Origin of the sequence: Streptomyces sp. (genome assembly GCF_031181705.1) — a bacterium.
GTDB lineage: Bacteria > Actinomycetota > Actinomycetes > Streptomycetales > Streptomycetaceae > Streptomyces.
Genome location: NZ_JAPSKN010000187.1, coordinates 1 through 8,452, shown reverse-complemented (window position 1 = coordinate 8,452; position 8,452 = coordinate 1). Strand labels below are relative to the sequence as shown.

Below are 8,452 nucleotides of genomic sequence, written 5' to 3'. Positions count from 1 at the left end.
TCTTCGCCCTGAACAACCTGCAGAGCGACGTCCAGCAGATCGCCAAGGGCGCGATCATCGTCGCCGCCGTGCTGGTCCAGCGCCGTACCGCGAGCACGACCTGAGGAAAGGGTTCACCGCCATGCCAGAGATCACGAGCCGCAGAGGGCTGCTCTTCGGGGCCGCCGCCGTCTCCGCCGGGGCCCTCATCACGGGGTGCACCAGCAACGAGCCGTCCGACTCCAAGGACGAGCCGGCCGGGAACGACCAGCCGGCCGCCGACGACAAGCCGGGCAAGCAGGTCACCATCGGCTTCGCCGGACCGCAGGCCGACCACGGCTGGCTCAACGCCATCAACGACAACGCCAAGAGCCGTGCCGAGAAGTACTCCGACGTCACCCTGGAGATCACCGAGGGCTCCAACGACACCGCCCAGCAGATCGGCCAGATCGAGACCCTCATCAACAAGAAGGTCGACGTCCTGGTCGTGCTCCCCGCCGACGGCAAGGCCCTCACCCAGGTCGGACTGAAGGCCATGCGCGCGGGCATCCCGGTCGTCAACCTCGACCGGATCTTCAACACCCCGCAGGCCTACCGCTGCTGGATCGGCGGCGACAACTACGGCATGGGCCTCAACGCCGGCCACTACATCGGCGAGAAGCTCAAGGACAAGCCCGACGCCCGCGTCATCGAACTCGCCGGCCTCGACAACCTGGAGCTCACCAAGCAGCGCACCAAGGGCTTCGACGACGCCCTGAAGAACTACCCCAACATCAAGAAGGTCGCCCGCCAGGCCGCCGAGTTCACCGTCGAGTCCGGGCAGGCCAAGATGGCCCAGCTGCTCCAGGCCCAGTCGAAGTTCGACGCGCTGTGGAACCACGACGACGACCAGGGCGTCGGCGCGCTGCGCGCCATCGAGCAGGCCGGACGCGACGACTTCCTGATGGTCGGCGGCGCGGGCGCCCTGTCCGCCTTCCAGGCCATCAAGCAGGACGACGGCGTGCTCAAGGCGACGGTGCTCTACCCGCCGACCATGGCCGCCTCCGCGATCGACCTCGCCCGCGCCCTCGGCCAGGGCAAGGGCATCGGAGGCATGGCCGAGTTCGAGATCCCCGCGTCCCTCACGCTCTACTCGGCCGTCGTCGACAAGACCAACGTCGACCAGTACATGCCCACCGGCTTCCAGTGATCCCGCCCGCACCCCCCACGTGCGCCACCCCGACCAGGACGAGGAGGACACCCGTATGGGACAGCCGCAAGCGCCGTCAGATGGGACCGAGGCAGGCAAACCACCCCTGCGCGTGGGGATGGTGGGCTACGCCTTCATGGGCGCCGCCCACTCCCAGGGCTGGCGCACCGCGGGCCGCGTCTTCGACCTGCCGCTGGAGCCGGTGCAGGCCGTGATCTGCGGCCGGGACCGCTCCGCCGCGCAGGCGGCGGCCGACCGGCACGGCTGGGCGTCCGTCGAGACCGACTGGCGGGCCCTCGTCGCACGCGACGACGTCGACCTCGTCGACATCTGCACCCCCGGCGACAGCCACGCCGAGATCGCGCTCGCCGCCCTGGCCGCCGGAAAGCACGTGCTGTGCGAGAAGCCGCTCGCCAACACCGTCGAGGAGGCCACCTCGATGGCCCGGGCGGCCGAGGAGGCATACGGGCGGGGGCAGATGGCGATGGTCGGCTTCAACTACCGCCGCGTGCCCGCCACCGCCCAGGCCCGCCGGATGGTCGCCGAGGGCCGCCTCGGCCGGCTGCGGCACGTGCGCGTGACGTACCTGCAGGACTGGCTGGTGGACCCCGAGTTCCCGCTGACCTGGCGGCTGCGCAAGGAGCAGGCCGGCTCGGGCTCGCTCGGCGACCTGGGCGCGCACATCGTCGACCTCGCGCAGTACCTCGTGGGGGAGCCGCTGGCCGGGGTCTCCGCGCTGACGGAGACCTTCGTCCGGGAGCGGCCGCTGCCCACCGGTGCCAGCAGCGGACTGTCCTCCGTATCGGCGGCCGGCAGGGGCGAGGTCACCGTGGACGACGCGGCCCTGTTCACGGCCCGCTTCCCGTCCGGCGCGATCGCCTCCTTCGAGGCCACCCGCTACGCCACCGGCCGCAAGAACGCCCTGCGCATCGAGCTCAACGGCGAGCGCGGCTCGCTCGCCTTCGACCTGGAACGGCTCAACGAGCTGTCCTTCCACGACGGCACCCAGCCGGGGACGGAAGCCGGCTTCCGCCGCATCCTCGTCACCGAGCCCGACCACCCCTACCTGGAGGCCTGGTGGCCGCCGGGCCACGGTCTCGGCTACGAGCACACCTTCGTCCACCAGGCCCGCGACCTCGTCCACGCCATCGCCGAGGGCCGCCGCCCCGACCCCTCCTTCACCGACGGGCTCCAGGTGCAGCGGGTGCTCGCCGCGGTGGAGGAGAGCGCCGAGAAGAACTCCGTCTACACCCCGATCGCGGTCTGAGGAGGCCCCTTTCCATGCCGCGCACCTTCACGCTCTTCACCGGCCAGTGGGCGGACCTGCCGCTGGAGGAGGTCTGCCGCCTGGCCCGCGACTTCGGCTACGACGGCCTCGAACTCGCCTGCTGGGGCGACCACTTCGAGGTCGACAAGGCGCTGTCCGATCCGGGGTACCTCGACGGCCGCCGGGCCCTTCTCGACAAGTACGGCCTGAAGTGCTGGGCGATCTCCAACCACCTGGTCGGCCAGGCCGTCTGCGACGCCATCATCGACGAACGCCACCAGGCGATCCTGCCGGACGCGCTCTGGCGCGACGGGGACCCGGAAGGGGTCCGGCAGCGGGCCGCCGAGCGCATGAAGGACACCGCGCGCGCCGCGGCCGCCTTCGGCGTCGACACCGTCATCGGCTTCACCGGCTCCGCCATCTGGCACCTGGTCGCCATGTTCCCGCCCGCCCCCGACGCCATGATCGAGCGCGGCTACCAGGACTTCGCCGACCGCTGGAACCCGATCCTCGACGTCTTCGACGCCGAGGGCGTGCGGTTCGCCCACGAGGTCCACCCCAGCGAGATCGCCTACGACTACTGGACGACCCAGCGGGCCCTCGAAGCCGTCGACCGGCGCCCCGCCTTCGGCCTCAACTTCGATCCCTCGCACTTCGTGTGGCAGGACCTGGACCCGGTCGGCTTCCTGTGGGACTTCCGCGACCGCATCTACCACGTCGACTGCAAGGAGGCCCGCAAACGCCTCGACGGACGCAACGGCCGGCTCGGCTCCCACCTGCCCTGGGGCGACCCGCGGCGCGGCTGGGACTTCGTCTCCGCCGGGCACGGTGACGTGCCCTGGGAGGACGTCTTCCGGATGCTGCGCTCCATCGCCTACCAGGGACCGGTCTCCGTGGAGTGGGAGGACGCCGGCATGGACCGGCTCCACGGGGCACCCGAGGCACTGACCCGCCTGAAGGCCTTCGACTTCGAGCCGCCCAGCGCGTCGTTCGACGCCGCGTTCAACAGCTGAACCGCGCACCCGGCCAGGTCCGGGACGGGGACCGGCACCTGCGCCGGTCCCCCCTCCGACCTGCCCGGATGCCGCTTTGTCCTGCCCTGGGAGAAAGCTGAACCGAACCTGGCGCAAGGGGTGTTCGCCCCGGACGGACCCGGTTACCGTCCTTGAAGTGTTCAGGACACACCCACCTCCGGGGTGACGGCGCACCCCGGCGCCCGCACCGCACGTCTTCGTACCCACCCCGTACGGCCCACCCGTTCCCGGAGGGACTTCGTGCACAGAAACAGCCCCACAAGCACCCGCACCCCCAGACGGCCCAAACTGCGCACCACCATCGCCCTGTTCACCGGCCTGCTCCTGGCCGTGGGCACCCCGGCCACCGTCGCCGGCGCCCACCCCGGCCACCCGGAGCACGACGGACCGGCGGCCGCCGAGGGCCAGTTCCAGCAGGTCCCGCTCGCCAAGGGCGAACCCGAGATGGGCGAGCCGATGTCGCTCGCCGTGCTCCCGGACCGCAGCGTCCTGCACACCTCGCGCGACGGCACACTGCGCCTCACCGACCAGGGCGGCGTCACCAAGGTCGCCGGCAAGATCCCCGTCTACACCCACGACGAGGAAGGCCTGCAAGGCGTGGGCGTCGACCCGGACTTCGCCAACAACCGGGCGATCTACCTCTACTACGCCCCGCCGCTGGACACCCCCGCCGGCGACGCCCCGGAGACGGGCACCGCCGAGGACTTCAAGAAGTTCGACGGCGTCAACCGCCTCTCCCGCTTCACGCTGAACGCCAACGGCACGCTGAACCTGGCCAGCGAGAAGAAGGTCATCGACGTCGCGGCCTCCCGCGGCACCTGCTGCCACGTCGGCGGCGACATCGACTTCGACGCCGAGGGCAACCTCTACCTGTCGACCGGCGACGACACCAACCCCTTCGCCTCCGACGGCTACACGCCCATCGACGACCGGCCGAACCGCAACCCGGCCTTCGACGCCCGGCGCAGTTCCGCCAACACCAACGACCTGCGCGGCAAGATCCTGCGCATCAAGGTCGCCGAGGACGGCTCGTACACGATCCCGGAGGGCAACCTCTTCGCCCCGGGCACCGACAAGACCCGCCCCGAGATCTACGCCATGGGCTTCCGCAACCCGTTCCGGATGAGCGTCGACGACAAGACCGGCATCGTCTACGTCGGCGACTACGGCCCCGACGCGGGCGCCGCCGACCCCCGGCGCGGCCCGGCGGGACAGGTCGAGTTCGCCAAGGTGACCAAGGCGGCCAACTTCGGCTGGCCCTTCTGCACCGGCGCCAACGACCCGTACGTCGACTACGACTTCGCCACCAAGGAGTCCGGCGAGACGTTCGACTGCGCCGCCCCGAAGAACACCTCCCCGCACAACACGGGCCTGGTCGACCTGCCGCCCGCGCAGGCCGCCTGGATTCCGTACGACGGCGGCTCCGTGCCCGAGTTCGGCACCGGCTCCGAGTCCCCGATGGCCGGCCCGGTCTACCGCTACGACCCCGAGCTCGACTCCGGTGTGAAGTTCCCCGAGGCCTACGACGGCGACTTCTTCGCCGGTGAGTTCGGCCGCCGCTGGATCAAGCGGATCGAGCAGACCTCCGACGGACCCGACGGGTCGGTCGCGAAGATCAACGACTTCCCGTGGACCGGCACCCAGATCATGGACATGGAGTTCGGCCCCGACGGCGCGCTCTACGTCCTCGACTACGGCGTCTCCTGGTTCCAGGGCGACGAGCACTCCGCCCTGTACCGGATCGAGAACGCCGAGGACGGCTTCTCCCCGATCGCCGAGGTGAGCGCCGACAAGACCTCCGGAGCGGCCGGCCTGAAGGTCACCTTCACCGGCTCCGCCAAGGACGCCGACTCCACCGACCTCACCTACAGCTGGGACTTCGGCGACGGCACCAAGGGCGAGGGCCTCAACCCCACCCACCGGTACAGGAAGGCCGGCACCTACAGTGCCACCTTCACGGCCAGGGACCCCGAGGGCAACACCGGCAACGCCAGCGTCCGGATCGTGGTCGGCAACACCGAGCCCACGGTGACGATCGAGACCCCGGCCAACGGCACCCTGGCCGCGTTCGGCCAGCCCGTCCCGTTCAAGGTGAAGGTCACCGACCCCGAGGAGACGGTCGACTGCTCCAAGGTCAAGGTCACCTACAGCCTGGGCCACGACTCCCACGCCCACGAACTGACCAGCGAGATGGGCTGCGAGGGCACCCTGAAGCCGCCGCCCGGTGACGGCGGCCACGACCCCAACGCCAACATCTACGGTGTGGTCGGCGCCAGCTACACCGACGGCGGCGCCAACGGCCAGGAGGAGCTGACCGGCACCGCCCGCACCGTCCTGCAGCCGCTGCACCGCCAGGGCGAGCACTTCACCACCCAGTCGGGCGTGTCCGTCATCGACAAGACCGGCGCCAACGGCGGCAAGACCGTCGGCGACATCAACGACGGCGACTGGATCTCCTTCACCCCCTACCGGTTCGACGGGCAGAAGAAGCTGACCGTACGGGCCTCCTCCGGCGGCGCGGGCGGCTTCGTCGAGCTGCGCACCGGCTCGCCCGAGGGACCGCTGCACGGCTCGGCGTACATCCCGCCGACCGGCGGCTGGGAGACCTTCCAGAACGTCGACGTGCCGCTGCGGTCGCTGCCGAAGAAGACCACCGACATCTACCTGGTCTTCAAGGGCGGCGCGGGCGCGCTGTTCGACGTGGACGACTTCGAGTTCTCCAAGGAGCCGTTCAAGGGCGGCAAGAAGGTCCTGGTCTTCTCCAAGACCGCCGGCTTCCGCCACGACTCCATCCCGGCCGGCATCGCCGCGCTGAAGGAACTCGGCGGCCCCGCCGGCATCACGGTCGACGCGACCGAGGAGGCCCGGCAGTTCACCACCACCAACCTCGCCAAGTACGACGCCGTGGCCTTCCTGTCCACCACCGGTGACGTGCTCGACGCCGAGCAGCAGAAGGCGTTCGAGGACTACGTGGCGGGCGGCGGTGGCTACATGGGCATCCACGCGGCGGCCGACACCGAGTACGACTGGGAGTTCTACGGCGGCCTGGTCGGCGCCTACTTCCACTCCCACCCGGCCATCCAGAAGGCCACCGTCCGCGTCGAGGACCACGACCACCCGTCCACCGCGCACCTGGGCGACGCCTGGGAACGCACCGACGAGTGGTACAACTACCGCGCCAACCCGCGCGAGCAGGCCAAGGTCCTCGCCACCCTGGACGAGACCACCTACCAGGGCGGCACCATGAAGGGCGACCACCCGATCGCCTGGTGCCAGAGCTACGGCGGCGGGCGCTCCTTCTACACCGGCGGCGGCCACACCAAGGAGTCCTACGCCGACGAGGCCTTCCGCGCCCACCTGCTCGGCGGCCTGCGGTACGCCACCGGCCAGGTGAAGGCGGACTGCAGGCCGAGCAAGGACTACCGGAAGATCTTCAACGGCCAGACCCTGGACGGCTGGAAGCAGGCCGGCCCCGGCAGGTTCGTCGTCAAGGACGGCGTGATGGAGTCCGAGGGCGGCATGGGCCTGCTCTGGTACCAGGCCAAGGAGCTGAAGTCGTACTCCCTCAAGCTCGACTGGAAGATGCAGGGCGACGACAACTCCGGGATCTTCGTGGGCTTCCCGGCCTCCGACGACCCCTGGTCCGCCGTGAACAAGGGCTACGAGATCCAGATCGACGCCACGGACGCGCCCGACCGCACCACGGGCTCCGTCTACTCCTTCAAGTCGGCCAACATCAAGGCCCGTGACCAGGTTCTGCGGCCGCCCGGCCAGTGGAACTCCTACGAGATCAAGGTCCAGGGCGAACGCCTCCAGGTGTTCCTCAACGGAGTCAAGATCAACGACTTCACCAACAAGGACCCCGAGCGGAGCCTGACCGACGGCTACATCGGCCTGCAGAACCACGGCGCCGACGACCAGGTCTCCTTCCGCAACATCCAGCTCAAGGAACTGCCCGTCCAGGGCCAGTGAACGGCGGCGGGCGGGGGACGCCGGACCCCCGCTCGCCGTCTCCCCCCTCCCCCCGGGTTCGCGCACGACCAGGAGGCTGCCCATGTCCGCGTCCCTTCCCCGACCTCGTGTGGGGGTGTGGCTGATCGGAGCCCGCGGCTCCGTCGCCACCACCGTCGTCACGGGGTGCGCCGCCGTCACCGCGGGACTGCACCCGCCCACCGGCATGGTCACCGAGACACCCGCGTTCGCCGACAGCGGCCTGCCCGCCCTGGCCGACCTCGTCTTCGGCGGCCACGACACCCTCGACTGCCCCCTCCCCAAACGCGCCGAGACCCTGACCGCCGGCGGCGTCCTGCCCCCCGGCGTCGCCACCGCCGTCAGCGCCGAACTCGCCGCCGCGGACCGGGAGATCCGCCCCGGCGGCCCCACACCGGGGGACACCCGGAGCGAGGCCGACCTGATCGCGGCCTTCGCCCACGACATCCGCGACTTCACCCACCGCCACGCACTGGAGCGGACCGTGGTGGTCAACGTCGCCTCCACCGAACCGGCCTCCCAGGGCCCCGGCGCCCCGCTCCCCGCCAGCACCCTGTACGCCCTGGCCGCCCTGCGTGCGGGCTGCCCCTACGTCAACTTCACCCCCTCCGAGGGCATGCACCACCCCGTCGCCGCCCGCGAGGCCGAGCACAGCGGCCTGCCCTACGCCGGCCGGGACGGCAAGACCGGACAGACCCTGCTGCGCGCCGTCCTGGGCCCGATGTTCGCGCAGCGGGCCCTGAACGTCCGGGCCTGGTCCGGCACCAACCTGCTCGGCGGCGGAGACGGCGCCGCCCTCGCCGACCCGGCCGCCGCGGCGGCGAAGAACGCCGGCAAGGAACGCGTCCTCGCCGACACCCTCGGCAGCGTCCCCGAGGGCGAGGTCCACATCGACGACGTCCCCGCCCTCGGCGACTGGAAGACCGCCTGGGACCACATCGCCTTCGACGGCTTCCTCGGCACCCGCATGATCCTCCAGACCATCTGGCAGGG

Annotated in this window: 5 protein-coding genes and 1 pseudogene; all 6 read left to right on the top strand. The window is 70.8% G+C overall.

The window, feature by feature from the left end; all coding sequences use genetic code 11:
* Nucleotides 1-104, top strand: a pseudogene (locus RIN80_RS24775) (ABC transporter permease); the annotation flags it as partial.
* A 17-nt stretch (nt 105-121) separates the two neighbouring features.
* On the top strand, nt 122-1,168 hold the full coding sequence (locus tag RIN80_RS24770; RefSeq protein WP_309097866.1) for a substrate-binding domain-containing protein: 1,047 nt from the start codon (nt 122-124) through the stop codon (nt 1,166-1,168).
* A 55-nt stretch (nt 1,169-1,223) separates the two neighbouring features.
* Nucleotides 1,224-2,435, top strand: a complete 1,212-nt coding sequence (locus RIN80_RS24765; RefSeq protein ID WP_309097865.1) for a Gfo/Idh/MocA family oxidoreductase — start codon at nt 1,224-1,226, stop codon at nt 2,433-2,435.
* 14 nt (nt 2,436-2,449) lie between these two features.
* Nucleotides 2,450-3,448 (top strand): sugar phosphate isomerase/epimerase family protein, encoded by a 999-nt coding sequence (locus tag RIN80_RS24760; RefSeq protein WP_309097864.1) that lies wholly within the window; start codon nt 2,450-2,452, stop codon nt 3,446-3,448.
* Nucleotides 3,449-3,709: 261 nt separating this feature from the next.
* Nucleotides 3,710-7,441, top strand: coding sequence for a ThuA domain-containing protein (locus RIN80_RS24755; protein ID WP_309097863.1), 3,732 nt, complete (start codon nt 3,710-3,712; stop codon nt 7,439-7,441).
* Between the two features lie 82 nt (nt 7,442-7,523).
* On the top strand, nt 7,524-8,452 hold a 929-nt coding region (locus RIN80_RS24750; protein WP_309097862.1), incomplete at its 3' end, for an inositol-3-phosphate synthase.